At 39.8% G+C, this 24779-nt stretch carries 22 protein-coding genes and 1 pseudogene; 10 read left to right on the top strand and 13 right to left on the bottom strand.

Annotated features, from left to right (window positions below; genetic code table 11):
- From EA341_RS03785 to EA341_RS03770, 4 genes and pseudogenes are all read right to left on the bottom strand, one after another.
- Positions 1–375: pseudogene (locus EA341_RS03785) on the bottom strand (hypothetical protein); the annotation flags it as partial.
- 177 nt (positions 376–552) lie between these two features.
- Positions 553–1260 (bottom strand): gluconate 2-dehydrogenase subunit 3 family protein, encoded by a 708-nt coding sequence (locus tag EA341_RS03780; RefSeq protein ID WP_293011457.1) that lies wholly within the window; start codon positions 1258–1260, stop codon positions 553–555.
- Positions 1261–1271: 11 nt separating this feature from the next.
- Positions 1272–3014 carry a GMC family oxidoreductase gene (locus EA341_RS03775; RefSeq protein WP_293011455.1) on the bottom strand — a complete coding sequence of 581 codons (1743 nt, stop codon included), beginning with the start codon at positions 3012–3014 and terminating at the stop codon, positions 1272–1274.
- Between the two features lie 101 nt (positions 3015–3115).
- On the bottom strand, positions 3116–3811 hold the full coding sequence (locus EA341_RS03770) for an arylesterase (protein WP_293011453.1): 696 nt from the start codon (positions 3809–3811) through the stop codon (positions 3116–3118).
- 145 nt (positions 3812–3956) lie between these two features.
- On the opposite strand from EA341_RS03770, the gene EA341_RS03765 reads away from it, so the two are divergent.
- The 9 genes from EA341_RS03765 (at position 3957) to EA341_RS03725 (ending at position 12980) form a co-directional block, all read left to right on the top strand.
- Positions 3957–4634 carry an ABC transporter ATP-binding protein gene (locus EA341_RS03765; protein WP_293011451.1) on the top strand — a complete coding sequence of 226 codons (678 nt, stop codon included), beginning with the start codon at positions 3957–3959 and terminating at the stop codon, positions 4632–4634.
- Entirely contained in the window at positions 4627–7146 is a 2520-nt protein-coding gene (locus tag EA341_RS03760) for an FtsX-like permease family protein (RefSeq protein WP_293011449.1), read from the top strand. Before EA341_RS03765 ends, EA341_RS03760 begins: the two co-directional genes overlap by 8 nt.
- A gap of 66 nt (positions 7147–7212) precedes the next feature.
- The gene (locus EA341_RS03755) at positions 7213–7662 is read left to right on the top strand and encodes a hypothetical protein (RefSeq protein WP_293011447.1); all 450 of its coding nucleotides are present in this window, start codon (positions 7213–7215) and stop codon (positions 7660–7662) included.
- A 102-nt stretch (positions 7663–7764) separates the two neighbouring features.
- The gene (locus tag EA341_RS03750) at positions 7765–9357 is read left to right on the top strand and encodes an amidohydrolase family protein (protein ID WP_293011444.1); all 1593 of its coding nucleotides are present in this window, start codon (positions 7765–7767) and stop codon (positions 9355–9357) included.
- A gap of 38 nt (positions 9358–9395) precedes the next feature.
- Positions 9396–10196: an alpha/beta hydrolase gene (locus tag EA341_RS03745; RefSeq protein ID WP_293011443.1), complete on the top strand. Its 801-nt coding sequence runs from the start codon at positions 9396–9398 to the stop codon at positions 10194–10196.
- A gap of 120 nt (positions 10197–10316) precedes the next feature.
- Positions 10317–10766 carry a MarR family winged helix-turn-helix transcriptional regulator gene (locus EA341_RS03740; RefSeq protein WP_293011441.1) on the top strand — a complete coding sequence of 150 codons (450 nt, stop codon included), beginning with the start codon at positions 10317–10319 and terminating at the stop codon, positions 10764–10766.
- A gap of 78 nt (positions 10767–10844) precedes the next feature.
- On the top strand, positions 10845–11360 hold the full coding sequence (locus tag EA341_RS03735) for a YceI family protein (RefSeq protein WP_293011439.1): 516 nt from the start codon (positions 10845–10847) through the stop codon (positions 11358–11360).
- A gap of 65 nt (positions 11361–11425) precedes the next feature.
- The gene (locus EA341_RS03730) at positions 11426–12376 is read left to right on the top strand and encodes a ring-cleaving dioxygenase (protein WP_293011437.1); all 951 of its coding nucleotides are present in this window, start codon (positions 11426–11428) and stop codon (positions 12374–12376) included.
- Positions 12369–12980, top strand: a complete 612-nt coding sequence (locus EA341_RS03725; RefSeq protein ID WP_293011436.1) for an alpha/beta fold hydrolase — start codon at positions 12369–12371, stop codon at positions 12978–12980. The genes EA341_RS03730 and EA341_RS03725 overlap by 8 nt, the downstream gene beginning before the upstream one ends.
- A gap of 183 nt (positions 12981–13163) precedes the next feature.
- Here the strand turns inward: EA341_RS03725 and EA341_RS03720 are convergent, their stop codons facing one another.
- From EA341_RS03720 to EA341_RS03700, 5 genes are all read right to left on the bottom strand, one after another.
- Positions 13164–13580: a septal ring lytic transglycosylase RlpA family protein gene (locus tag EA341_RS03720; protein WP_293011434.1), complete on the bottom strand. Its 417-nt coding sequence runs from the start codon at positions 13578–13580 to the stop codon at positions 13164–13166.
- Positions 13581–13804: 224 nt separating this feature from the next.
- Positions 13805–16837 carry an SMC family ATPase gene (locus EA341_RS03715; protein ID WP_293011432.1) on the bottom strand — a complete coding sequence of 1011 codons (3033 nt, stop codon included), beginning with the start codon at positions 16835–16837 and terminating at the stop codon, positions 13805–13807.
- Between the two features lie 179 nt (positions 16838–17016).
- Positions 17017–18234: an exonuclease subunit SbcD gene (locus EA341_RS03710; protein WP_293011431.1), complete on the bottom strand. Its 1218-nt coding sequence runs from the start codon at positions 18232–18234 to the stop codon at positions 17017–17019.
- A gap of 31 nt (positions 18235–18265) precedes the next feature.
- The gene (locus tag EA341_RS03705) at positions 18266–18691 is read right to left on the bottom strand and encodes a PIN domain-containing protein (protein WP_293011429.1); all 426 of its coding nucleotides are present in this window, start codon (positions 18689–18691) and stop codon (positions 18266–18268) included.
- The gene (locus EA341_RS03700) at positions 18688–18936 is read right to left on the bottom strand and encodes a DUF6364 family protein (protein WP_293011427.1); all 249 of its coding nucleotides are present in this window, start codon (positions 18934–18936) and stop codon (positions 18688–18690) included. Before EA341_RS03700 ends, EA341_RS03705 begins: the two co-directional genes overlap by 4 nt.
- Positions 18937–19321: 385 nt before the next feature.
- Here EA341_RS03700 and EA341_RS03695 point away from each other — a divergent pair, with 385 nt between their 5' ends.
- On the top strand, positions 19322–19864 hold the full coding sequence (locus EA341_RS03695) for a septal ring lytic transglycosylase RlpA family protein (protein ID WP_293011425.1): 543 nt from the start codon (positions 19322–19324) through the stop codon (positions 19862–19864).
- A 2-nt stretch (positions 19865–19866) separates the two neighbouring features.
- Here the strand turns inward: EA341_RS03695 and pyrF are convergent, their stop codons facing one another.
- The 4 genes from pyrF to EA341_RS03675 all read right to left on the bottom strand — a co-directional run.
- Entirely contained in the window at positions 19867–20682 is an 816-nt protein-coding gene (gene pyrF / locus EA341_RS03690) for an orotidine-5'-phosphate decarboxylase (RefSeq protein ID WP_293011423.1), read from the bottom strand.
- A gap of 62 nt (positions 20683–20744) precedes the next feature.
- Positions 20745–21398, bottom strand: a complete 654-nt coding sequence (locus EA341_RS03685) for an outer membrane lipoprotein carrier protein LolA (protein WP_293011421.1) — start codon at positions 21396–21398, stop codon at positions 20745–20747.
- A 43-nt stretch (positions 21399–21441) separates the two neighbouring features.
- Positions 21442–23916 (bottom strand): DNA translocase FtsK, encoded by a 2475-nt coding sequence (locus tag EA341_RS03680; protein ID WP_293011419.1) that lies wholly within the window; start codon positions 23914–23916, stop codon positions 21442–21444.
- Between the two features lie 54 nt (positions 23917–23970).
- Positions 23971–24779, bottom strand: an 809-nt coding sequence (locus tag EA341_RS03675; RefSeq protein ID WP_293011417.1) for a quinone-dependent dihydroorotate dehydrogenase, incomplete at its 5' end; no start/stop codon positions are given.

Raw genomic sequence — 24779 nt, 5'->3', positions numbered from 1 at the left:
TAAAATGGCCTGGTAGCTGAAAAGACGGCCAATAAAAAAGGAAGTTAATCCAATACCGTCATCAGGTTGCCTTTTGGTGATTAAAACATGGGAAGCGCCCCTCACAGTTGCCTCTTCTAAAAGTTTTTTCTTAGCGCGGCTGTTAAGTCTGTTCATAGCTGAAAACATTGTTGCTCCTCTTGCTTTTGAGTATGCCTCACCGATTTTGAATAATCCATCTACCTCACTAAAATCATCTAAAATGACAATATCCTCAGTTTTCGTGAAGCCTTTAAGGTTATCGAACTTATTGATCAATTGTGCCTCTGCAGAATTGTGAAAAAAGAATGTGGCAAAAATCAGAAATACGAATGTAGTTTTTATGAACTTTCTCATATGTAAATAATTTGTTTACTTTTTATCACGTAAAAATGCCTGTTTAGTACTGCGTTTTAAAAGAAAATAAAAAACTTTAGTTGTAAGGTGCTCATAACTAGTTTGAAAAATTTTGATTTTAAAGGGGTAAAATAAAAAAGCCTCAATTTATTATTAATTGAGGACTCTTTTTATTAATTATCCGATAAGGTTACCGTCATCATCCCAAACGGCAACAGTGCCTCTTTCTTCAGGTTTGAGGTAGTGTGCAAGATATTTCTCAGGAAGTTCCACACCATGTTTTTTCATGACTTCTTCGGGTACACCATCCCAAGCATTCGGGGTATTTCCTTTATAACCCAGATACTGATATCCCATCTCTGAAGTAAAATATCCTGTAGCGGTAAGATTCCTTAGCAGATTAAAGAAAGTCACTGCCCCTTTTACCTCAGGGCTGGCTTTATCAGGCCATGCAATTAGGTCAATTACCTCCATTCTTTCTTTTTTTGAAAGCTCAAGGAAAGTTTTTCCATATACATCATTGCCATAACTGTCAAGCCACATCATGCCTCCACGCATAGGAGTTTGGTAGCCTGGCGAGTCTTTCATCATAAACTCAATAAAGTCTGGAACTCCTGCTTGGCTTGCACTTCCTGATTCTTCATCTGCCGGCATAATAATATCCACCAAAACCTCCAGTTTTTTTCTCTCCTCCTCGGTGAAAAAAGTCTCAGAAAGTAATCTTTGGTCCCGTTGTATTTCCTCTTCTATTCTACCTCCTGGAGTTCCCCCAGAAATTTTTGGAGACAAATCAGCCTGCTTATCCTCAGGAGAACAGCTGGTAAATAGTAATCCTGAGGCAAGAGAGCCTGTAAAAAGAAGTTTAAGGTTTTCTCTTCTGTTCATGATTCAAGGATTTATATATTTTTCTTTTTCAATTCACTGACTATATAATCTGATGTCCTCCAAGCCAAAGCCAAAATTGTCCATGTGGGGTTTTTGTCAGCTTGCGATACAAAAGGGCCTGCATCCACAACAAAAAGGTTGTCGCAGTCGTGAGCTTGGCAATTACTGTTCAATACCGAAGTTGATGGGTCATTACCCATTCGGGTAGTGCCTACCTCATGAATGATTCTTCCTGGAGTGGCCAATCCGTACATTGTTTCAGGACCAGGTTTTTGGCCAAGTAGCGTGGCACCGGATTCGGTGAGAATTTCTTCAAAAGTATCTTGCATATGCTTGGCTTGCTTGATCTCCTGGTCGGTCCACTGATAATGAAATTTAAGAACCGGGATTCCGAATTTATCTACCACATTGTTATCAATCTCACAATAATTGGAGTATTGTGGAATACTTTCACCTCTTCCTGACATCCCTAAAGTAGAACCATATATTCTTCTTACATCTTTTTTAAGTCCTTCTCCATATCCTCCGTTGGGGCTTGGGTTGCCAAATTCATCTTTAAGGTATTTTCTCATGGTATCCATAGAAAAACCAATGCCATAGGAAGGCATGGTCATCCCGCCCCAATATTCGATGTGGTAACCCCTAGCAAAGTCTAGTTTTTTGTTATCCAGCCACCAAGGAGTATAAACATGCATACCTCCAACACCATCTTCATTGTACCTCTCTCTGTCTATTAATTCAGGCATAATACCCATTCGGTCAGCGCCCGTGGAATCATGCAGATATCTACCTACCATGCCACTACTGTTTCCTACTCCATTTGGATGTGAATTGGACTTGGAGTTGAGCATAATTCTGGCAGACTCACATGCTGATGCGCCTAAGACTACCACTCTTGACTTGAGTTTGTATTCTTTCATGTCGATTTTACTGATGAAAGAAACTCCTGTTGCCTTTCCGTTATTATCCGTTGTTACTGCCCTAACCATTGCTTGGGTGTACAGTTCAACTTTGCCCTTTGCCATGGCAGGCTTTACCAAGCAAGTTCCAGAGGAAAAGTCCGCATAAGCTTGACAGGCTCTATTACATTGATTACAAAAAAAGCAGACCCCACGCTCATTGTTAATGGGTCTGGTTAGCATGGAAAGTCTTCCTGGGATAACAGGCATATTGGATTTTTTAGCTCCTTTCATGATATACATTTCATGAAGTCTGGGCTTTGGGGGAGGTAAAAAGAAACCATCAGGTTCGTTGTAAATACCTTCTTTTGATCCAAAAACACCTATGAGTTTATCTACCCTGTCGTAATATGGTTTGAGATCATCATAGCCGATTGGCCAATTATCCCCCATTCCGTCAATATCTTTTCTCTTGAAATCATTTGGTCCAAATCTTAAAGAAATTCGACCCCAATGATTGGTTCTACCTCCTAGCATTCTGGATCTAAACCAATCAAATGAAGTACCCGAAGCTCTAGTGTAGGGCTCTCCTTCAATATCCCAACCGCCAATGGCTTGGTCAAAATCTCCAAATGGGCGAATTCTGGTTCCAGCTCCTCTTCTAGGAGATTCCCAAGCAGGACGTAACTGTGTTCTATCTTCATCTTTAGCTGGGTCAAAGTCTTTTCCAGCTTCTAATACGGCCACTGAAAGGCCTGCTTCGGAAAGAATCTTAGAGGCCATGCCCCCTCCAGCTCCAGAACCAACAATGATTACATCATAAGTTTCGCCCGATGACTTGATTTCAAAGCTCATGTTTTCTAATTTTTTTATTATAGGATGGAAAGTTCTATAAATTTTTTTTTAAATCAAACTGACTTTGTGAAAAACGTGAAGTGATGAATGTGTGGTTGATACTATCTTTCAATCAACGGTTTTAAATAGGGCCAAACATTTTCCAAGACAATTTTATGCCCTTCTTCAGTAGGGTGGATCCCATCTTTCAGATTCAAATCAGGGTCACCGGCTACACCTTCAAGCAAAAATGGAATTAAGGTAACACTGCTTTCTTCAGCTACTTGTGGGTATATTTCCCTGAATTGCTGCGTATACTCCTGCCCCATATTTGGTGGTATTTGCATTCCTGCAAGCAGTATCTTTGTGTCAGGATACTTTTGTTGAACCATATTTATAATTGCTTTAAGGTTTTTTTGGGTCTCCTCCAATGCGATTCCTCTTAGTCCATCATTACCGCCGAGTTCTAAAACGAAAATTTCCGGCTCTTCTTCCAAAAACCAATCTAATCTGCTAAGTCCTCCTGCAGTGGTTTCTCCACTGAGCCCGCCATTGATAATCCTATATTCGTAGCCTAGGCTATCTAATCTATCACCAATCAGTGCTGGAAAAGCTTCATCCTCTTCTATTCCATATCCAGCTGTCAAGCTATTTCCAAAAAAGAGAATGGTTGGCTTTGATTCCTGGGTAACATTCTCTGAATCTAACACGGTGCTTTCATTGTTTTTTTCTGTATTACAAGAAAAAACAAGTAAAAGAAAAGTGATTAAAGTGAGAACTTGGAGTTGTTCTTTATACTTGGAGAATTTTTTAGTCATTCTGTATTTATAATTATTGAAGAAAATAAATTGTGGAGCTATTTTTCAGATATAATAGTTGCTTGAATAAGGAACCTTTATATTGAATCAACAATTTAACAGTATTAAGGTTAAAGGCAATTATCGTTTTATCTAATATTAAATCATGGCAATACTTCAAGTCACAAAGGTTTCAAAAACATACAAAAGCGGGAATAGGTCCTTAACCGTGCTTGATGACGTAAATTTTTCAGTTGATGCGGGAGAAAGTATCGCCATTGTAGGGCCTTCGGGAAGCGGAAAAACCACTCTTTTAGGACTTTGTGCAGGTTTGGATGCGGCAAGTCTGGGTTCCGTGATGCTCGTAGATAAAGCTTTGGAAAAACTAAATGAGGATGAAAGGGCTGAAGTACGAAGTCAGAATATTGGATTTATTTTTCAGAACTTCCAACTTTTACCTACACTGACAGCACTTGAAAATGTCATGGTACCATTAGAACTTAAAAAAAGAAAAGACGCGAAAGAGAAAGCAGCGGAATTATTGAGAAAAGTAGGATTGGAAGACCGTATGACCCATTACCCAACGCAACTTTCAGGAGGAGAACAGCAAAGGGTTTCCATTGCCCGAGCATTTGCGAACGAGCCTAAAATTCTTTTTGCTGACGAACCTACAGGCAATCTAGATACTGAAACCGGTGAAATGATTGAAGATCTTATTTTTCAATTGAATCAGGATTTAGGTACTACCCTTGTGCTTGTGACGCATGATCTTGAATTGGCAAAAAGAACCAACAGAATTATTAATATCAAAGGCGGAAAAATACAGGAGGCTCAAAATGGGTAAAAATGCCTGGGTTTTTAAAATGGCTATGAGAGATTTTCGAAAGAATTTCTCAAAGCTTATGCTTTTTGTATCTGCAATGGTGGTAGGTATTGCAGCTTTGGTGGCAATCAGTTCCTTTGGAGATAACCTAAGCAAAGATATAGACGGTCAGGCTAAAGAGCTGTTAGGGGCAGATCTGGTGCTAGGAAATAATCAACCAATTGGTAAACAGCCTTCGGACAGCTTGGCTACAGATATTTCAGAGGAAATCAATTTTGCCAGTATGGTAGCATTTCCTGCAACGGGAGAAAGTAGGCTTACTCAGGTAAGGGCGCTTGAAGGTGCTTTTCCATTTTATGGAGAATTGGAAACGATACCTGTAGAGGCAGAGAAGTCTTTTAGACAGGGTGGTAAAAAAGCACTTGTGGAGAAAATTCTGATGGCTCAATTTAACGCTGTAGTCGGAGATAGTATCAAAGTAGGAGAGGTTACTTTTGTGATTGAAGGAGAATTAGAAAAAGTGCCCGGCCAGAGCGGTATTACGGCAACTGTAGCTCCTGCTGTCTACATACCTATGGAATTTGCTGAGGCTACTGGTCTAATCCAGTATGGAAGTAGGCTCAATTATCTGAAATATTATAAGTTTCCGGCATCATTACCCGCTGAAGAAGTGGTCAAGAAATTTGAAGAGCTCTGGGAGGATGATAAAATCAGCAGCACTACAGTAGAAAACAGAAGAAATCAAACGGGAAGATCATTTGAGAACCTTGCTAATTTCTTGAGCTTGGTTGCTTTTATAGCATTGCTTCTTGGTTGTGTTGGTGTTGCTTCTGCAGTAAATGTATTTGTTAAAGAGAAATTGGCTTCAGTTGCTGTTTTGAGATGTCTGGGTGTTTCTTCATGGGTAGCCATGAAAATCTATCTTTTACAGATATTGTTGATGGGTTTGTTTGGTTCTGTCCTTGGCGCTTTTTTGGGAACGTTACTTCAATATGTTTTACCCTCTGTATTTTCTGATTTCCTGCCAGTAGAGGTAAGTATCGGCATTGCGTGGTCTAGTGTCGGTTTTGGTTTGGTTACTGGCTTATTTGTTTCTGTTCTCTTTGGGTTGTTACCACTTTTAAAAATCAGAAAAGTTTCGCCCATGGCTACTCTTAGACCTGACGGTGACAGCATAAGCCTGAGAAATGATAAACTGAGATGGCTAGTCATAGGAGGTATTCTGTTGTTTATTTATGTCTTTAGCTATTTCCTTCTGGGAGGTTGGAAATTTGCCGCAGGCTTTACAGGCTTTATCATCTTTGCTTTTGTGGCATTGTGGTCTGTTGCTTTATTCATCATGTGGTTAATCAGAAGGTTTTTACCTATCTCTTTGCGTTATACATTGAGGCAGGCATTATCTAATCTATACAGACCCAATAACCAGACAGTTTCTTTGATTGCTACCATAGGGTTAGGCACGGCGATGATAAGTACTTTATTTTTTGTTCAGGGCCAACTATTGGATGAAGTGAAGTTTGCTGACAAAGAAGATCAACCCAATATGTTGCTTTTTGATATTCAGACCCGGCAGATAGAGTCAGTAGTGGCATCTATACAAAAAAGAGACTTACCCATTTTGCAACAGGTGCCAATTGTTACTATGGCGCTGGAATCCATAAATGGAATCAGTAGAAAGGTGAATGATACACTGCCAGAAGAGGATAGAAGATCCAGGGGTTTGTACAATAGGGAGTTTAGGGTTACTTACAGAGATTCTTTGATTAGTTCGGAAAGGCTGGTAAAAGGAGAGCTTCGAGAAGTGAAAAATCCTGGGGATTCGATATTTGTGTCATTTGACGAGGGATACGCTTCAAGGACAGGAGTCAATTTGGGTGATGAGATTGTTTTCAATGTACAAGGGAGACCTATTAAAACCTATGTAGGAAGCTTCAGGGATGTGAAGTTCAATCAGGTTTCCACCAATTTCCTTGTTCTTTTTCCAGAAAACGTACTTGATAATGCTCCCAAATTCCACGTAGTCATTACCAAAACCAAAAATGACAGGCAGGCGGCAGATGTGCAGGCAGAGATTGTAAGGGAATATCCAAATATTTCAGTGGTCAATCTTGGAGCTATTGTAGAAACTTTGGAGGAGATCCTTTCTAAAATTGGTTTTGTGATTCAGTTCATGGCGTTTTTCAGTATTGCGACAGGGATAGTGGTTTTGATAAGCTCATTAATCATAAGTAAATACCAGCGTATGCGCGAAAGTATTTTACTTAGAACACTGGGTGCCAGTTCAAGGAAAGTAGGAACTATCAACACCTTGGAATATTTCTTTTTAGGCTCTTTGGCGGCATTGAGTGGTATTTTACTTTCCTATATAGCGGCATTTCTTTTGAGTCAATTTGTTTTTCAATTACCGTTTAGACCAGTTGTGAAGGAAGCTGTTATCGTCTATTTTGCAATAACGCTACTTACTGTACTTTTGGGTTGGCTCAATGGAAGCAAAATTATTAAAAAGCCTCCGATGGAAATATTAAGAGAATAGTTGTTAGGGTAACTTAAATCCTTCATCTTTGACTATCATTATTTACTTTAATTATAGAATAGTATTATGAAGAAATCGTACTTGTTGCTCTTTACCTGTTTTTGTCTTTTGTTTTTTACAGAAGCTTTTTCCCAAAGTAAAATAAAGCCATTTCATGCTGGTATTTACCAGGGAGGGATCGTAACTCAAGTTGCTTTTGGGACAGATTTTGAAAAGCAATATTTCGGTGAACTTAGGTTTACAGCCAGTGATGTTTTGAATTATCCTTTTGGAGTTGAGGGTTATTTCAATAGAAATCTGAAACGCACTGATTGGTATAATATTCATTTGGGTGTAATGCTGGGAGTGATGGAATTTGGGAATGTTCGAGCAGGGCTTCCTTTAGGTGTTACCATTAAGCCTATCGAGGGGCACAGGAACTTCGGGGTACTTTTGGAAGCCACTCCCAATTTCTTCATAGATAATGGATTTGGATTGAGAGGTAATCTCGGGATTCGATATTCATTTGGAGGTTGATCTGCTTGATTTATTAACTAAGACCGCTTGTACTGAAAATGTATAAGCGGTTTTTTTATTGTTTTTTATTAGGCTATTTTAAGCTTGTCAATAAAAAAACATATGAAAAACCACCTGATTCCTACCTTATTTGTTTTATTCCTAATCCCCTTTTTGTCTTTGGGGCAAGTGATGCCTTCACCTGATAGAGCTGAAGGAGAAGGCCCTTACGATAAATTAATTATACGAGGTGTAACTTTAGTAGATGGAACCGGAGCACCACCGATAGGACCAGTTGATATTGTTGTCGAAAAGAATATTATAAAAGAGGTACGTGTTGTAGGTTATCCCGGTCTAGATATCAAAGAAGAAAGAAGACCTGTTGCTGGACCAAATGATAAGGTAATGGACCTAGAAGGACATTACCTACTGCCTGGTTTCATTGACATGCATGGCCATATTGGAGGTGCTGGACAGGGCACACCAGCAGAATATGTTTTCAAATTATGGATGGCACATGGAATAACTACTATTAGAGAACCTGCAGCGGGAAATGGATTGGATTGGGTACTTGAACACAAAGAAAAATCCCTGAAGAATACCATCACAGCGCCAAGAATTTTTGCTTATACTGTTTTAGGTCAAAATGCAGATAAGCCTATTACCAATGCGGAAGAGGCTAAAGCTTGGGTCAATCAAAATAAGGAAAGAGGGGCTGATGGAATTAAGTTTTTTGGAGCCAAACCTGAAGTAATGCAGGCTGCATTGGAAGAAAACAAAAGATTAGGGCTGAGGTCTGCCATGCACCATGCCCAAATGGATGTAGCGAGGTGGAATGTCTTGCACTCTGCAAGGGCTGGTTTGACCAGTATGGAGCATTGGTATGGATTACCGGAGGCATTATTTGAGGATAGGACCATTCAGGATTACAGGCTGGATTATAACTATCAAAATGAGCAGCATAGGTTTGGAGAAGCAGGAAAACTTTGGAAGCAGGCTGCACCGCCATACTCTGACCATTGGAATAAAGTGATGCAAGAATTGTTGGATTTGGATTTCACTTTGGATCCGACTTTCAATATTTACGAAGCCAACAGAGACCTGATGAGGGCAAGAACTGCGGAGTGGCATGATGAATATACCTTGCCTTCATTATGGAGATTTTACAAGCCCAGTAGAGAATCTCACGGTTCTTATTGGTTTGATTGGACTACAGATGATGAAATCCAGTGGAAGGAAAATTACAGACTTTGGATGACATTTGTAAATGAATATAAAAACCGTGGAGGAAGAGTAACTACGGGATCTGATTCTGGTTTTATATATCAGTTATATGGTTTTGCCTATATCAGGGAGCTGGAATTATTTAGAGAAGCAGGGTTCCACCCTCTAGAAATATTCAGATCGGCGACTTTGTGGGGAGCAGAAGCACTGGGTGTTGATAAAGAATTGGGCAGTGTAGAAGTAGGGAAAATAGCTGATTTTGTGATTTTAGAAGAAAATCCACTCCAAAACTTCAAGGTACTTTATGGTACAGGAGCTATCAGAATAGGAGATGATAATGAACCCTATAGGGCAGGAGGTGTGAAATATACTGTGAAAGATGGAATCGTATATGATGCCAAACAAATGTTGGAAGATGTTCGTACCATTGTAAACCAGCATAAGGCAAGGGAAGAATCTCGTAAAAACAAACAGCCAGGCCTAGATTGGTGATTTTTTCAATGTTTGATCGTTAATATTAACTTGGAGTTATGCCACACATTCAGCTGAAAAATGTTAAACTTTTCTACGTAAAAGAAGGTGAGGGAAAAGAAGTCATCATGTTTTCTCATGGTTTACTTTGGAGCCATAAGATGTTTGAGTCTCAAATCAAACACCTGAGTAAGCAATACACCGTAATTGCCTATGATCACAGGGGACAAGGTCAAAGTGAAGTGACCCAAGGTTTATATGATATGGAAATGTTGACCCTTGATGCATTGGAGTTGATAGAAAAAGAAATCGGTCAGCCGGTTCACTTTGTGGGTCTTTCTATGGGAGGTTTTGTCGGGATGCGTTTAGCTGCCAGATATCCCGAAAAGATCAAAAGTCTGATTTTGCTAGAAACTTCTGCAAATCCAGAACCAGTAGAAAATCTACCAAAGTATAAGTTCTTAAATGGTGTAGTCAAATGGTTTGGTGTAATCCCAACTGTAGCCAGTTCTGTGATGAAAATTATGTTTTCAGAAAGTTGGTTGACTAATCCTCAAAATAAAACAGAATATAAAAAGTGGTCTAAAGAACTTCAATCCAATAGAAAATCAATTACCAAATCTGTAGAGGCTGTTATCTTCAGAAAAGGAGTAGAAGAGGAAATCAGAAATATCAAATGCCCAACGATGATTATCGTGGGTGATGAAGATGTGGCCACTAAGCCAGAAAAAGCAAAGTTCATTCAAATGTCCATTCCTAATGCAGAATTGCATGTTCTTCCTGGTGCTGGACATAGCAGTAGCATAGAAAAACCAGAGGAAGTAAATAGGTTGATTTCGGATTGGATGAAGAAATTTTAAGCAATACCACTGACCAATAACTTGATTCATTTTACCATTTGTAAAGATTTTTAAGCAAAATGGAAACTTTTATACATCTTTGCATGTATATACATTTAATACATAAACAAATCTTAAAATATGAAGATCGAAGAGGCAATTCAGCAAAAACCTTTTAAAGATATTTACAACAAAGCGGTGGTGAATTTACTATACACCCAAAGTTATGTTGTAAGCAAGCAGAGTAGTCTTTTCAAACCTTTTGGTCTTTCTCCTGAGCAATATAATGTACTTAGGATTTTGAAGGGTCAGAATGGAAACCCGATCACAGTTTCTTCTATTCAAGAAAGAATGCTTAACAAGATGTCCAATGCCTCAAGACTTGTTGAAAAACTCAAACAAAAAGGTCTTATTCTGAGAGAAGAATGCCCAAGAGACAGGAGGCAAGTAGATGTTGTGATAACAGAAGAAGGAACGCAAGTACTGAAGCAACTCGAAGAAAAAATCTATAAACTCAACAGAGAACTGATTAGTTTAGATGAGGAGGAAATTGAATTATTGAACAACCTTCTAGATAAACTAAGAGAATAAAAAATTTTCAGAGAATTAGTGTATATACACTTAATGTATAAATGAATAAAAATCAATTTAATTTAAAAACCAGACAAAATGAGCACAACAACTAAATGGGTAATAGACCCAACACATTCAGAAGTTTCTTTTAAAGTCAAACACCTTGTAATTTCTACCGTGACAGGTTATTTCAGAGAGTTTGAAGGTGCTGCAGAAAGCACATCAGATGATTTTCAGGGAGCGAAAGTTTCATTTTCTGCAAAGATAGACAGTATTGATACCAATCAGGCCGATAGAGATGGACACCTGAAATCAGATGATTTTTTCAATGCTGAGAAATTTCCTCATCTGAAGTTTGAAGGTGTAGTAAATGGAGAGAAGCTTAAAGGTAATCTTACTATTAGAGACATCACAAAAGAAATTGAACTTGATGTTGATTTTGGTGGTGTAGCAGGTGATCCTTACGGAAACACCAAAGCCGGATTTGAAATTGAAGGTAAGATCAGCAGAAAAGAATTTGGTTTAAAATGGAATGCCGTGACTGAGGCCGGTAGTGTGGTGGTCAGCGAGCAGGTTAAACTGATCTTGAGTGTGCAGCTTTTAAAGCAATAAAATTTTCCGGGGCTTTTGGCAAGGCTATTAGCCCCGTTTTCTTTAAAAATAAAAATATAAACCCCATGGCAGCTTTAATCACAGGAATTCACCATATCACCGCAATAGCGGGGAACCCACAGGCAAATATTGATTTTTATACGGGTGTACTTGGTTTAAGAATGGTGAAAAAGACGATCAACTTTGATGCTCCTGACGTGTATCATCTCTATTTCGGAGATGAGTTAGGCAATCCAGGAACTGTATTTACTACTTTCCCATTTGATGGGGCGAGGAAAGGAACCAAAGGAACGGGTGAATTGACCTATACCGCATTTTCTATTCCTGAGTCTTCTTTGTCATTCTGGATAGATAGGCTTGCGAAATACAATATACCTGCTTCAACACCCTTATCCAGATTTGAAGAAAAAGTGATCAGATTTGAAGACCATGATGGAATGGGGATAGAACTAATTGCAAATAGTCAGGATAATAGGACAGGTTGGACTGGTGGAAATATTTCCGGTGAAAATGCCATCAAAGGATTTTATGGCGCTACCCTCAACCTGAAATCCAAAGAGCTTACTGAAAAGCTCCTTACTGAGTTTATGGATTACAAATTCATAGCAGAAGAAAATGGTAGATATAGGTATGGAACGGCTGGAAAGCCAGGTGATATTATTGATATTGTATTGGATAAGAATGGAAGACAGGGAGTTCAGAGTGCCGGAACTGTACACCATATAGCATTTAGAACGGCTAATGAATCTACACAACTGGAAATCCAGAAAATACTGATAAACAATGGCTTTCATGTTACGGAAGTAAAGGACAGAAATTATTTTAAGTCGATTTATTTTAGAGAGCCAGGAGGAGTTTTATTCGAAATTGCCACAGACGAACCCGGTTTTGCCATAGATGAAGATGAAGCGCATTTGGGAGAAGCTTTGAAATTACCAGATTGGGCCGAAGCACAACGTGACAAAATTGAATCCAGATTGGCGAAAGTAACTTTAAATGTGAATGATTATGAGTAATGTTATCAGTTCGGGAAAACAATTGAAAGAAGCTGAAAAAGTTGCCATTATGATCCATGGTAGAGGTGCTAATGCAGGAAGCATACTCTCTTTACATGAAAATTTGGCCCTTGACGATTTCGCTTTATTGGCACCTCAGGCACCGGGAAACACCTGGTACCCATTTAGTTTTATGGCTCCTGATCAGAATAATGAACCTTCTTTTTCACAGTCGTTGGACATCATAGACAGTATTGTCAAGGAACTGAAAGAGCGAGGCTTTACAGCAGATCAGATCTATTTGATAGGATTTTCCCAAGGAGCTTGTCTCACTCTAGAGTATGCAGCACAGCATGCTGAGAAATATGGGGCGGTTATCGCATTTACAGGGGGATTGATAGGTGAAAAAATCAGGTCTGAAAAATATACCGGAGATTTTGGGGGTACCAAAATCTTTATTGGTTCAGGTTTTAAGGATTCACATGTGCCATTACATAGGATTGAAGACTCCAAGGCCCTTTTAGAAAAGCAGGGAGCTGAAGTGAAAATTCTCATATTTGAAGATTTTAACCATACCATCAGACAAGAAGAAATTGACTGGGTAAATGAAAACCTATTGGTGTAATTAGCTTTTATGGAATTGCTTTCTTAAAAAAGACAGTCAGTAATGGCTGTCTTTTTTTTTGTTGCTTTCTCTGTTGATATAAGGTTGTACGTTTTTCAGACAATGAATTCTTGGATATATGTTCTGAAGACTTGAGCCAATTGGGCTGAATCCCTAAACCACGGCCGATTGGTTCCGGTGATTTTAATTGTTCTTTTCTTCTTCTTTTATCCATTTAGGATAACGGATAATTACATCAATGATACCTGAGTCTAACATGCCTAGTTCTCGTGCAGCGGCCCGGGATAAATCAATAATCCTGCCTCGACGGTAAGGCCCTCGGTCATTTATTCGGACAGATACAGATTTCCCGTTTTCTGGATTAATTACTTCAACTTCCGTATCAAATGGCAAGGAACGGTGGGCTGCTGTAAGTTCTTGGTTTTCAAAAACCTCCCCGCTCGCTGTTTTTCTACCTTCAAACCAACGTGCATAATAGCTGGCTTTTCCTTCGACTTCTACCATTTCTATTTTTTCTTCCCTAGGACGGCAGCAAACAACAATAAAAAACACGATGATAAACAAAAGGACAGCGGAAAAAATGGATTTCGGTGTTTCCATAGATTTAATATAATGAAAAAAAGCATCAAAATCATATTACTTATGGATTTCCAATATTCCTAAAAGAGTAAATACATCCCCAGCGTGCCATTGGAAGATTCGAATCCAGGGTTTTTTTCCATTTTTTCAAAACCGACTATACCAGACAGGTCTGAAGATTTGAATGATTTGAGGTTTCAAACCAAGACCTTCGAGGTTTAGAAAACCTCAAAGGTCATTACGTCTCAAAAAGAATACTCCACCTGACTGCCCTTTTCGGGATCGAGTTCGATTTTGGCGTAGACTTCAATTTCCTGTTGCAGTTCTTCGACGTGGGAGATGATGCCGACTATGCGGTTTTCGTGGCGTAAGAGTTTAAGGGTTTCGAATACGACACGGAGGGAGTTGCGGTCCAGGGCACCGAAGCCTTCATCCAAAAAGAAGAAAGACTGATCAGCCTGATTGAGGGATTTGACTTTTTCTGCCAAGGCCAATGCCAGGCATAAGGATGCTTGAAAAGTCTGCCCACCGGATAGGGTTTTGAGCAAACGTTTTTTTCCGCCATTGAGGTAATCGATGACCCAAAAGGTGTTGTTGTCATCAATTTCAAGGCTCAAACTATTTTTGGTCAGTTTTGTAAATCTCAGGTTGGCTGTCGCGCAGAGTTCTTTGAGATAGATAGAACTGACATATTTTACAAATCCACTTCCTTTGAACAGTCTCTCCAATTCCTTTAGATTAGCCTCTCTGTTTTCCAGTTGACCGAATTCCTTTTCCAATTTTTGCTTTTCTTCGAGTTTGGCTTTAGTGGAGATGATTTCCTGGTTGAGAAGCGTGAATTCTTTTTTAATGCTTTCAAGTGCTTCTTTCTGCTCTTGGAGATTGTTATTCAACAGGTCAAATTCTTCCTGACTGAATTCGCTGACCCCGGAATCGGATTGAAGTTCCTTGATTTTGGTTTCGACCAAAAGACTCCTGTCCTCAAACTGCCTGATTTCCGCATCTACCTTGTCGGCATCTAGGGAATGATTAAAAAGTGCCACAAGCTTTTCCTCATCCTCGAATCCATGGGTTTTTTTGAGGGTTTCAAATTCACTTTTCAGTTCGATGATTCTACTTTCGGTACTATTGATGGATTGTTCGAAATGTTTCAGGTTAGCCAGGTTGGTCGCTTGTTTGGCCCGGGTTTCAAGAAGGACTTTTTGTTTTCCGGATAACTTAAAGGCAGTTTCTTCAATATCCTGCTGTACTTTTTGGATGGTCTGCTCGATAAGTTCCGCTTCCTTTTCAAAGAAAGGCTTACAGAAAGCATAATCCCTGATTTCTTCCTTTTTTGCCAAGAGCTTGCTGTTCAGACTTAATTGCTGCTGTTCGACTTCCCGGAGCTTTTTTTCCTTTTTCTCATAATTATCCTGGTCTTGCTCCCATTTTTTCCTCAAAGCTTTGGTTTCTTTTTCCAGCTTTTCTTTTTTTTGGATAGCCTTGTCGGCGTTATTGATAAGAGAAATTAGGTCCTCCTTTGAAGTGATCTGATGGGATTCAAGATGCTGCTGGATTTCCTTTAATTGGCTTTCAAGGTATTGGATATCCTTTTCTTTTTGGGCCAGATTGGCCAATTGGTTTTCCAGTCGTATCTGTTGTTCCTCATGCTTTTGGTTTAGTGATCGTATTTTCTCCAAAAGATTTTTTGCAACATCAATCTCTAGGCTTTTTCCCTCCAAAACCTTTTCATCTTTTGCTGCTGTCAATGGATTTGGGTGATCTGTTGCACCGCAAAGGGGACAAGCCTCTCCATCTTCCAAAAGATGGACATGGGCCGCCAAGCCAGCTTTTCTTTGTAATTTTTCTTTTTCAGCTTCCAAGTCCTGAATATGCTGTTTTTGGGAAGCTATCCACAAAGTAAATGATGACTGCCCAGAAGGGATTTGTTGCTTCAGTTCCTTGATATTCAACTGAATGTCCTTAGCTGTGTCGGAGATGGATTTGGCTTCAGCCTTCATTTTACCCAATTGTTCTTCCCAAAGATTCCAATCCCTTGCTTTTCCTTTCAGGTCGGACAGGGTAGTGCTGTCAGGAATAAGGATATTTTCAGCTTCTTTTTCCAAGGTTTTGATTTTGGTAGAGAGGTCGGATAAAGCTAGTTTTTGGTTTTCAATGGAAGGTCTTAATTTTGCTGTTTCCTTTTCGGCATCTTTCAATTCCTTGTTCAGGATCTTGATTTCAGCTACTTTTTTCAAGTCCCTGATTTTGGCCTCCCTCTCGGATTTCTGATCGGCTTTTTCCTTGAGTTTTTTTTCATCTTCCTCCAGTTCCCCGATTTCTTTTATATAAGTTTCCCTGAACCTGCTACAGTCAGTAACACTTACCTGATACTTTTCCAATTCAGTTATTTTCTCATTGATCTGTTCCCAAATCGGTTTGAGGTAAGTTTTAGCCTTCAGAAAATCTTTCCAGATAGTTTTCTTTTCAGCTATCACCGGCCTTTTTTGTTCCAAGTCTGCCCATTCTTTCAAAAAGCCCTGCAATTCCTTATGCTTGGCCTGTAAGCCTTCCTGTTTTTTAAAGGTCAATTCAGTTTGCCTGAAAGTTTTTTCCTTCTCCTCTGTTTGCCTTTCAACTTCCCTGATCAAGGCTGTTTTTTCATCAAGGAGTTCAGACGTTATTGCTGCCAAAGCACCCAACTGTGTTTCCAACCTTATCTTTTCATCTTTGACGATACGGAGCAGGGAACCTGTTTTGGCTGCCAAATCGAATCTTTCCAGGCCAAAAAGTTCCTTCATCATTTCAGCCCTAGGACCGGGAGTGAGGTCTATGAATTCTCGGAATTTACCTTGGGGAATGATCACGGTCTGTTTGAAATGTTCCTTTTTCATCCCGACGATTTCCTCCGCCCTTTTGGTTAATGGTTCAAGATGGTCTTCGGACTTTAAGTAAAAAGTGTGTTCGGCGGGTTTGACATCATCGAAGTTTTTTGAATTCCTCTTCGCACTATACCTCGCCAAATAAGTTTTGACATTGTTTTTTCCTGCCTTGAATTCAAAACTGATCAGCAAAGCTTCGCTCTGAAGGTTGACCATGCTGTTTTTTTCACCCCGGTCTGAGAGGCGCTCAGTACTTCCATACAATGCCAAGAGAATAGCTTCCAAAATAGATGATTTCCCACTGCCTACTGCCCCAAATATCCCGAAGAGCCCTGCTGCGGTCAACTGGTCAAATTCAACGACCTGTTTTTCTTTATAAGAGTATAATCCTTCTATTTCTAATCTGATTGGAATCATTGTTCTTCTATTTAAAAATTAACGTGGTGGTTTTGTGGCATTGTCTTTTGGGGACTGATATTAATTGATGCTGGGATATTGAGATATTACAATCCTGCGGACCCATTTAATTAGAACAATGAGTTAAGCGGTGCATGGAGTTCTTCCAATATCTATAAATATCAATTCCTTTCGATTATTCATTCCTGACTTATTACTTCTTTGAAAATATCGAGCAACTCATCATTGGCTTCCTGTCCTCTTTCACTTTTGAAATACATCTGAAAAAGACTGACCATATCCTTTTCCAGGTCCTCTGCGCGGAGACTGAGATTTTCCTGCCCCCTTGGTTTTTTGATCTGTGGGATAAGGTTGACGATACCGTCATGGGCTTTCATGATGGCCTTTCGGGTGGCCGCATCAATGGAATGCTCGGTAATAAAGGTGATTTCCACAAAGCAATAAGGGTTGGTTTCAAGCCATTCCAGGGTTTCTGCCAGGTTTTCGAAAGTTTTCCGGTATAGTGGTCTTCCTTTTTCCAAACCTATGGGCTGATAACTTACAGGCTTTCCCGGTTCGGCCTGGATAAGGACTACCTGTTTTTGTTGATCGGCTTCGCTGAAGGAATAGGCGAGGGGAGAGGAGGAGTACACCACAGGCAAAGGAGATCTGGAAACCGCATGATAACGGTGTAGGTGTCCCAATGCTGCATACTGGATTTGTGTGGGGATGTTATGGGTAAAAAGGGCCTGGGTACCGCCAACATGCAATATGGGCCTCTCGCTTTCAGGTTCCGAAGGTAATGGTTCCCCTTCTTTCGTAAAAAAGAAATGACCTATAAATAGATTGATACCTTTATCATCACAGTGTTTTTCCGCCAAGGTTCCCCATTTTTCCGCCATGATATCCCTGAACTCTGATTCCCTGTCTCCTTCGCCCAAATAGGTTTTGAGCAGGACTTCATTGGCATAAGGGGCAAGGATAATCCGGACAGGGAATTCGAAATCAGGCAATTGGATTTCCACAAAACCTGACTCGGATTGAAGGATGGCTATACCATTGTCCAATTTTCCGGTCGGAATGATGCTGTCGTATTTGCTGTAAAAAAAGATGCCCATTTCCCTAGCCAAAGGATCCGGTGCTTCTACAAACTGTGTGCTGTCATGGTTGCCTGAAATGGCGATGATGGGTCTTTGGCCATTGTTGGAAAGTCTTTTGAGAGTTTTGTAGAGCAGTTCCACCGCTTCATGATTGGGATTGAAAGTATCGAAGATATCCCCGGCCAAAAGCACCATATCCACGGATTCCCTATCGGCAATCTGAATGATTTCTTCCAATACAAGTTTTTGTTCTTCCAGGCGGGAATATTCCTGCAATCTTTTGCCCAAATGCCAGTCTGCGGTATGGAGAATTTTCATGGTATAAAAGAGGTTTCTTTTAGAAATGTATTTAGTGTTTTAACCTTTCAATCAATTCCACGATTTCATCTGGAGCAATCGCAGGAATTGGGGAGTCTTTGAAGTCTTTAAGGTTGCGGGTTATGATATAATCTACGCCAGTAATTGATTCAGCGTTGAAAATTTGGAGGGCATCTTCAAAATCACTAAAATCTGACAAAAGTGCTTTTTTTAATTGGGATTTGGTTACGTCCAACACTTCTACCATTTGGGTTAATTCCAGCAGTTTTAACCTCAACGATTTTTCATCTGTGAACTTCTTGAGGATATAATAGGCGGTGGCAAATGTATGTGTAGAACTGGTTAGCGATATTTTATTTTTACTGCTTAGCAGAAAAATTTCAGTGGCATGTTTTGTAAATGCACCTCTTTCGGACAAAAAATCAATAAGGATATTGGTGTCTAAAAACGCCTTCATTTTAAATGTTTTTCTTCAAAGTATTCCTTTAGAATTTTGTCTTCATCAAAATCAGCGGGCAGTTGGATTTTTCCGGAAAGCCTTGTGATCTTATCCTCCAGAGTAATTTCAGGATGATGATGGTCCACCAAATTTTTTAAATAATTCTCTACCAATCCGGAAAGACTCCTGCCTGTTTTTTGGGCATAAATTTTTGCCTTTTCAATGACATTTTCATCGACGTTGAGTGTGAGTTTTTTGGACATACACGTAATCTTTTTTTAAATATACGTAGAATCCTTATTCTTCACTTCCTCATTTTTGCATTTTTTTTTGACTTAGAAGGGAATAAGGCAGTCTTCGAAACTCTATCCAAAATGCTGTCTGCGGTGTGGAGGTTTATCATAATTAAAAAAATAGAAGGTTTTTGCTGAAAGGACACAAATGCTCGATGTAAACAAGTGAAAAACCGATCGGATTTAAGCTGGATCATGGAATACATCAAATACAATTTAGAAGTAAAATGGTGAATTTCAATTAAATGCTTATTTTAGCATTCTCGTTTTTGAAAATTCACTTTCTATTGCAGTATCCAGCCTCATTCAACTAGTTAAAAAATGGGTTGGCACACAAATTGTTAAAGAAGCGAACATGCAAAAAATCACCTTTTTATTTATCCTCTTGCTTTTACCCATGATGGGTTTTTCGAGCAGCCATAATGATGGTGAAAGGAATGAATTGATCATCCAAGAGGGGGTAGCCAGTTACTACGGGAAGAGATTTCACCTCAGAAAAACTGCTAACGGAGAGGTTTTCAATATGGAAGAGATGACCGCAGCTCATAAAAACCTTCCTTTCGGAACCATGCTGAAAGTGACCAACCTGAATAACGGAAAAGCTGTTTGGGTAAGGATTAACGACAGGTTACCGCAATCATCTAAAAGAAGTATAGACCTTTCTAGGGGAGCAGCCAAGAAACTAGACATGATTCAGGACGGAATAGTCAAAGTTAAGATGGAGGTGCCTGATCAGGAAACAGTGCTGGCACTGATGGAACATTACCAAAATGAAAAGCCAGAAGATATCAGGTTGCGTGTTTTTGAGGAACCTATAGACATCAAAAGAAGTGAAGTATCTCTATTGGATTTGAAAATTGAGCTTCTTCAAAACATAACGGCTGGTCTCAGTAGGTAGGATTATAAGTATTTTTGAAGCAGACGGCTCATTTCCTGCTGAAGTTTTTTGGCCTCTATTCCGGCTTTTTCCGCAAAATCTTTATCCTTTCCTGCATAAATAATCCCTCTGGAGGAATTGACCAATAAGCCGCAATGGTCATTCATGCCATATTTGGCGACATCTTCTAAGCTTCCGCCTTGAGCACCAACCCCTGGTACCAAAAAGAAATGGTTAGGTACAAGGGCTCTTACTTTGGCTATATTTTCTCCACGGGTAGCACCCACCACATACATCATATTGTCAGGATTCCCCCAAGTAGCACTTTTTTTGAGTACTGACTCAAAAAGAAATTCATCTTGCCCTGAACGGATCATCTGAAAATCCTTACTGCCTTCATTAGAGGTTAAAGCCAGAAGAATCACCCATTTGTTTTCAAAATCCAAGAAAGGAGTCACACTGTCTCTTCCCATATAAGGGGCCACAGTAATGGAGTCAAAATCCATAGATTCAAAAAAGGCTTTTGCGTACAGTTTGGAGGTATTTCCAATGTCTCCACGCTTGGCATCAGCAATGGTGAAGATGTCTTTTGGAATGTATTCCAGCGTCTTTTGAAGGCTTTCCCACCCTTTTGGGCCCAATGCTTCATAAAAGGCTATATTGGGTTTGTAGGCTACAGCAGCGTCAACTGTGTGATCAATGATCTGTTTGTTGAATTCAAAAACAGGATCTTTTTCCTTTTGGAGGTGAATTGGGATTCTAGATATATCGGTATCTAAGCCTACGCATAAAAATGATTTCTTATCCTGTATCTGCTGAAATAATTCTTTTCGGTTCATCTGGGGATGTTTTCCCCAAAAGTAAGGATAAAATTTTTTCCAGATGGATTTTGGATGGTTAATCAGCGTAGGTCAATGATTTCAACCTTTCCATATTTTTGAGGATTGAAAGTGAAATGACTGTCATTCAGCTCTATATTGGTGTTGACAGATTTGAAGCGATATTTGAATACACCGCCTTGGTCATCATATATTTCCCAGCCAACCAAATCTTTCTTGTCTTTATCAGCAAAAAGTTTGACCCTTTGAAATGGAGCAGTCGACTTTTCAGCAGTAAGCTCGATTTCTTGAATGGTCGTGCCATTTTCTTTTCTTTCTCCCAATAGCCTGTAATTGTACCCTTTTTGGTAGATGGTGTAGACCGACGAAGGTGTCAGTTCATCTTCCATATCAGAGGCATTATTGATTGTAACTTCTTTATATCCGGCTGATTCAATGTAGGTCCATACCGTTTTTCCATTGTTGAAAATCTCCTGCTCAGGTAGTTTAAGGTGGTATTTATCCCCTTTTATGGAAATTTCACCTGCTTGCGACTGGCTTCTGTCATCAGAAAGGTCTGCATAGGTAAATTCAAAACTGGCCTGTAACCCTTTGAGAGATTTGTATTTTTGGCTGACACCATCCAAGATAGATTTTGCTGCTGCGTCTTTTTGAGCAAAAGAGTTACCTGAAAAGAGGAAGCTAAGTAATAAGATAAAGGTGAAATTCTTAAGCATGTTAATGGTTCAATTTGGCTTTGAGTGAAACTATTCAAAGTAATTACAAATTGTTCAATAACCGTTCCAAACTCGCTTCGTCCTGTACCAATACTTCGCGGGCTTTGCTGCCTTCAAAAGCTCCTACAATTCCAGCTGCTTCTAACTGGTCTACAATCCTTCCCGCCCTGTTGTATCCCAATTTTAATTTTCTCTGGATTAAAGAAGTGCTTCCTTGCTGATGCATAACGATAAGCCTTGCAGCGTCGTCAAAAAGAGGGTCTCTATCTGCGAGGTCAATATTAGCCAATCCGCTGTCGCTTTCTTCCCCTTCAAACTCAGGAAGTAAATAGGCATCTGAGTATCCTTTCTGTTCTCCGATCCAATCACAAATTGCGTCTACTTCTGGGGTATCCAAGAAAGCACACTGTAGTCTCGTAACTTCAGAACCGGATGAGAGGAGCATATCTCCTTGACCGATCAGTTGATCGGCACCGCCTGTGTCAAGAATGGTTCTACTGTCTATTTTGGATGTAACCCTGAATGACAACCTAGCAGGGAAATTGGCTTTGATGATACCGGTGATGACGTTTACAGAGGGCCTTTGTGTAGCCACGACCAAGTGAATACCAATGGCTCTGGCCAACTGTGCCAATCGGGCAATAGGTGCTTCTATCTCTTTGCCTGCAGTCATCATCAGATCAGCTAACTCATCTATAACCAGCACGATGTAAGGCATAAACCTATGACCTTTGTCAGGATTCAGTTTTCTTGCTACAAATTTGGCATTGTATTCTTTCAGATTTCTACAACCGGCATCTTTTAGCATATCATACCTGTTGTCCATTTCTATGCAAAGGGAATTTAGGGTATAAATCACTTTTTTGGTGTCTGTGATAATGGCCTCTTCAGATCCCGGTAGTTTTGCAAGGAAGTGTCTTTCAATTTTATTGAAAAGGGTCAGTTCAACTTTTTTGGGATCCACCAAGACAAACTTCAATTGGGAGGGGTGCTTTTTATATACCAAAGAGGCCAAGATCATGTTGAGTCCTACAGATTTACCCTGACCGGTAGCACCGGCCATTAGTAAGTGAGGCATTTTGGCAAGATCCACGACAAAGACTTCATTGGAAATGGTTTTGCCCAGCGCAATCGGAAGATCCTTGTCACTCTTCATAAACTTCTCTGTGCCGATGACTGCTCGCGCTGGTACGAGTTCACGGTTCTTATTTGGTACCTCAATACCAATTGTTCCCTTTCCGGGGATCGGAGCTATGATTCTTATTCCCAAAGCGGCTAAGCTCAAAGCAATATCATCCTCAAGGTTTTTGATCTTGGAAATTTTAACTCCAGGATCCGGCACGATTTCATAAAGGGTGACAGTAGGGCCTATGGTAGCTTTGATTTCCTGGATTCCAATCTTAAAATTGACAAGTGTTTCTACGATTTTATTCTTGTTGTCCTCCAGCTCCTGTCTGGTAACAGTGACTTTTTGCAGGTCATAAGAATTGAGTAATTCAAGTGTGGGGTATTTGTAATGTGGCAGGTCCAAGGTAGGGTCGTAAGGATCTAGGTTTTCTACCTCATCAGCAGTTTTTTCCTCTCCATCAGTTTTGGTTACTGAGAATTTCTTTTCTTCCGCTGGTGCATCAATGGTACTGTCTGGTACGGTACTCTCAATATTTAATGCCAGTTCCTGAGTGGGAGATTTTGATTTTTCGGTTTTATCATCTGCTTTGATAGTCCAGGAGCTTCCATCGTCTTCAATCTCATCTTCCTCGTGAATAGAGTCTTCGATATCCTCAAAGACAGGTTCACCTTCTACCTTATCAAAGGGAGATTTTACAGTGGGTTTTTTTTCTGAAATAACATCCAAGTCTTCATCCTCTCTTTTATTGCTGCTGAAAAGGCTTAACTGTTGGATATTGAAAAAGAATACCGTGAAAATCAGCAAAGATCCACCGATGAGTATAAATGTTCCCCAGCCTAGAAACTCTTCAGCGAGTTTGCCCAGTTCCAATCCAAATCCCCCAGAAAAATCAGCGTACATGTTGTATCCAGTTGACATCTGTACGAGGTATCCTGTCACCAAACAAAGCCAAAAAGTGAAAAATAAGGCAAATACCAAGTACCTGGATATAGAGTAGAGAGATTTTTTGAATGCCATTCTGAATCCCAACAAAAATATAAAAGGAGGCAATAAAAAGGCTGCTATTCCAAACCATTTGTGAATAATGACATAAGAGACTTTTGCGCCGAGCAGACCCAGCCAATTTCTGGCTTCGGAGGCAGTGCTTCGGATGTCTTCGTCCAGTTCGGAAGCCACTAAGCTTTGGTCTGCATTTCCTTCGAAGAGATAGCTGATAAAGGCGAAAAACAAAAATACCGATAAAGAAAGAAGAATAATCCCCATGGTCAGTGGAATTCTCTTGTCTTTTACAAAGTCCAGAGAAAAATTGCTTTTGCTTTTCTCTTTTCCTCCTGACTTAGGCTCGTTTTTCTTTCTAAAAGTATTTGTTCTGGGTTTCTCGGAAGCCATTTTCGATTTTTAATCTCTATGTTTTTATACAAGAATAGGTGAAATATACTGAAATTATCTTTTTTGATGTCGATAATAATGCGCCAATCCTTTTTTGATTTCTTTTACCAAACCTGGTCCTTCATAAACCATGCCCGAGTAGACCTGTACCAAACTAGCTCCTGCTTCTATTTTCTCTATGGCATCTTGGGCTGAGTATATTCCTCCAACGCCGATTATCGGGAAAGCACCATTGGATTCCTTATGAATATATTTGATGACTTCTGTACTTTTCTTGGAGAGGACTTTACCACTTACTCCACCTGCACCCATTGCTGCAACTTGTTCTTGCGAAGTTTGCAATAAGCTTCTGTCTATTGTGGTATTGGTGGCTATGACACCGTCTATTTTGGTCTCCAAGACGATTTCCACAATATCATCTAATTGTCCTACGGTCAAGTCAGGAGCTATTTTCAGAAGGATCGGTTTTGGTTTTTGATGCTCCTCATTGGCTTCTTTTACAGCAGTCAGTAATTTTTTCAATGGCTCTTTTTCCTGAAGTTCTCTCAGGTTGGGTGTGTTTGGTGAGCTTACGTTGACTACAAAATAATCCACGTAGGGATGAAGTGCATCCAAACAGTATATGTAATCCTCAACGGCTTTATCGTTAGGGGTGACTTTATTCTTGCCAATATTTCCTCCAATGATGATCTTTGATTTTCTTGTCTTAAGCCTATTGACAGCAGCAGCGACACCTCCATTGTTAAACCCCATTCTATTGATCAGGGCTTGATCTTCAGGTAATCTGAAGAGTCTAGGTTTGGGGTTTCCGTCTTGTGCTTTCGGTGTCAAAGTTCCGATTTCTATAAAACCAAATCCCAACA

It is taken from the genome of Mongoliibacter sp. (genome assembly GCF_007692705.1).
Classification (GTDB): domain Bacteria; phylum Bacteroidota; class Bacteroidia; order Cytophagales; family Cyclobacteriaceae; genus Mongoliibacter.
Note: the sequence above shows the minus strand (reverse complement) of the source record. Positions and strands in the feature narration are given on the sequence as shown.

Coding starts and splice junctions, on each gene's coding strand:
- EA341_RS03780 (WP_293011457.1), bottom strand. CDS start 1,260: ATGAACAGAAGAGAAAACCTTAAACTTCTTTTTACAGGCTCTCTTGCC.
- EA341_RS03775 (WP_293011455.1), bottom strand. CDS start 3,014: ATGAGCTTTGAAATCAAGTCATCGGGCGAAACTTATGATGTAATCATT.
- EA341_RS03770 (WP_293011453.1), bottom strand. CDS start 3,811: ATGACTAAAAAATTCTCCAAGTATAAAGAACAACTCCAAGTTCTCACT.
- EA341_RS03765 (WP_293011451.1), top strand. CDS start 3,957: ATGGCAATACTTCAAGTCACAAAGGTTTCAAAAACATACAAAAGCGGG.
- EA341_RS03760 (WP_293011449.1), top strand. CDS start 4,627: ATGGGTAAAAATGCCTGGGTTTTTAAAATGGCTATGAGAGATTTTCGA.
- EA341_RS03755 (WP_293011447.1), top strand. CDS start 7,213: ATGAAGAAATCGTACTTGTTGCTCTTTACCTGTTTTTGTCTTTTGTTT.
- EA341_RS03750 (WP_293011444.1), top strand. CDS start 7,765: ATGAAAAACCACCTGATTCCTACCTTATTTGTTTTATTCCTAATCCCC.
- EA341_RS03745 (WP_293011443.1), top strand. CDS start 9,396: ATGCCACACATTCAGCTGAAAAATGTTAAACTTTTCTACGTAAAAGAA.
- EA341_RS03740 (WP_293011441.1), top strand. CDS start 10,317: ATGAAGATCGAAGAGGCAATTCAGCAAAAACCTTTTAAAGATATTTAC.
- EA341_RS03735 (WP_293011439.1), top strand. CDS start 10,845: ATGAGCACAACAACTAAATGGGTAATAGACCCAACACATTCAGAAGTT.
- EA341_RS03730 (WP_293011437.1), top strand. CDS start 11,426: ATGGCAGCTTTAATCACAGGAATTCACCATATCACCGCAATAGCGGGG.
- EA341_RS03725 (WP_293011436.1), top strand. CDS start 12,369: ATGAGTAATGTTATCAGTTCGGGAAAACAATTGAAAGAAGCTGAAAAA.
- EA341_RS03720 (WP_293011434.1), bottom strand. CDS start 13,580: ATGGAAACACCGAAATCCATTTTTTCCGCTGTCCTTTTGTTTATCATC.
- EA341_RS03715 (WP_293011432.1), bottom strand. CDS start 16,837: ATGATTCCAATCAGATTAGAAATAGAAGGATTATACTCTTATAAAGAA.
- EA341_RS03710 (WP_293011431.1), bottom strand. CDS start 18,234: ATGAAAATTCTCCATACCGCAGACTGGCATTTGGGCAAAAGATTGCAG.
- EA341_RS03705 (WP_293011429.1), bottom strand. CDS start 18,691: ATGAAGGCGTTTTTAGACACCAATATCCTTATTGATTTTTTGTCCGAA.
- EA341_RS03700 (WP_293011427.1), bottom strand. CDS start 18,936: ATGTCCAAAAAACTCACACTCAACGTCGATGAAAATGTCATTGAAAAG.
- EA341_RS03695 (WP_293011425.1), top strand. CDS start 19,322: ATGCAAAAAATCACCTTTTTATTTATCCTCTTGCTTTTACCCATGATG.
- pyrF (WP_293011423.1), bottom strand. CDS start 20,682: ATGAACCGAAAAGAATTATTTCAGCAGATACAGGATAAGAAATCATTT.
- EA341_RS03685 (WP_293011421.1), bottom strand. CDS start 21,398: ATGCTTAAGAATTTCACCTTTATCTTATTACTTAGCTTCCTCTTTTCA.
- EA341_RS03680 (WP_293011419.1), bottom strand. CDS start 23,916: ATGGCTTCCGAGAAACCCAGAACAAATACTTTTAGAAAGAAAAACGAG.